Origin of the sequence: Microcoleus sp. N9_A1 (assembly GCF_036701795.1) — a bacterium.
Taxonomy (GTDB): domain Bacteria; phylum Cyanobacteriota; class Cyanobacteriia; order Cyanobacteriales; family Microcoleaceae; genus Microcoleus.
The window spans coordinates 1-1218 of record NZ_JAUBRI010000187.1 but is presented as its reverse complement, the minus strand read 5'-3'; the positions used below and the strand labels follow the sequence as shown (position 1 = coordinate 1218).

General features: G+C 42.1%; 4 protein-coding genes. 1 reads left to right on the top strand and 3 read right to left on the bottom strand.

What is annotated here, in order from left to right:
* The 3 genes from QUA58_RS31720 to QUA58_RS31340 form a co-directional block, all read right to left on the bottom strand.
* On the bottom strand, positions 1-176 hold a 176-nt coding region (locus QUA58_RS31720), incomplete at its 3' end, for an IS1 family transposase (protein WP_445301921.1).
* Positions 177-202: 26 nt separating this feature from the next.
* Complete coding sequence (locus QUA58_RS31715) at positions 203-439, bottom strand: IS1 family transposase (RefSeq protein WP_445243715.1); 237 nt, start codon at positions 437-439, stop codon at positions 203-205.
* A 75-nt stretch (positions 440-514) separates the two neighbouring features.
* On the bottom strand, positions 515-745 hold the full coding sequence (locus tag QUA58_RS31340; protein ID WP_333257108.1) for a hypothetical protein: 231 nt from the start codon (positions 743-745) through the stop codon (positions 515-517).
* A gap of 53 nt (positions 746-798) precedes the next feature.
* On the opposite strand from QUA58_RS31340, the gene QUA58_RS31335 reads away from it, so the two are divergent.
* Positions 799-1218, top strand: a 420-nt coding sequence (locus QUA58_RS31335; RefSeq protein WP_333398018.1) for a helix-turn-helix domain-containing protein, incomplete at its 3' end; no start/stop codon positions are given.

Sequence of the window (1218 nt, the reverse complement as noted above, 5' to 3'; positions counted from 1 at the left end):
AATTTATCCCTAAAAGGGAGAGGCTTTAAACCAATTCTTTCTGGTAAATTAGAATTATAATGATGGACAAAGTGCCAAATAGCAGCAATATGATTTTCCAATTTTTTAGAGAAGGATAAGCTCTTTCTCACTAACCTAGATACTCGTTGTCGAATGGTGCAGTTGAAGCGCTCGATCTAGCTAGTACAACCACTATCTTTGTCTACACTGCGATGACGTTTACGCTTACAATACAGAATCGTAGGCACTCCAATGGTCGGTATAAATTACTGCCGATTGACGGTAAACTGGTGGCATTGAATTCCATAAGGCACTCTTCTGATACCGCGCTACGATCTCCAATGTGTACACCAACAATTTCCCTAGTCTGGGCATCCAATGCAAGCCATACCCACTGCTGATTTCCTTTGTTATCAACAAACGACCATAACTCATCCATCTTTCCGGTCAAGCGCTTTTTTGGCTTGGGACTCACCTCCACTTGCTTCTTTTCAACAACAGCCTGGGCGTTTACTTAGCGCTGCACCGTATCTTCTGATACTTGCAGTACCCGAGCAATCCCAGCCTGAGAAATACGTTCAAGTAGCATCCGTGACATTAACTCCTGTTGTTCTGAGGTAATAGCTTTCCATGCTGGATTAAAAACAAATTGACCGAAAAGCGAGACGCAAGCCCCTGGCTTTAGACACGGGGAAAAGTCGGCAGCGGTTTCAACCGCCTTCTTTTCCTCGTTCAAGTGAGTCACGGTTGTAACATATCTATTTGTATCAATAGCTATTCTAATGCTAAAATAGTTTCATGAAACAACGATACAAATATCGCATATATCCAACTCCTCCGCAAGTTCACAATCTTGCTAAATTGTTTGGCTGTTGCCGTGTTGTGTGGAATGATTCACTAGCATTATGCAATTCATCTGAAAAACTACCGAGTAACGGAGACTTGCAAAAGACTTTCATTACTCAAGCTAAGAAGTCGGAAGAACGGGAATGGCTAGCAGAAGTTTCAAACATCCCTCTTCAGCAATCAATTGCCGATTTAGGGGTAGCTTGGAAGAACTACTTTGATTCATTCAAGGGCAAGCGAAAAGGTCGGAAAGTTAGCCGTCCCAAGTTCAAAAAGCGTAATAGCAGACAGTCGGCACGATTCAGGATAGGAGGTTTCTCGATTAAACACGGGAAAATTTATCTTACTAAAATTGTGCTAATTAAAGTCGTC

What these genes read in the sequence shown, in the direction of transcription:
- QUA58_RS31715 (WP_445243715.1), bottom strand. Translation starts at nt 439, where the DNA reads ATGGATGAGTTATGGTCGTTTGTTGATAACAAAGGAAATCAGCAGTGG.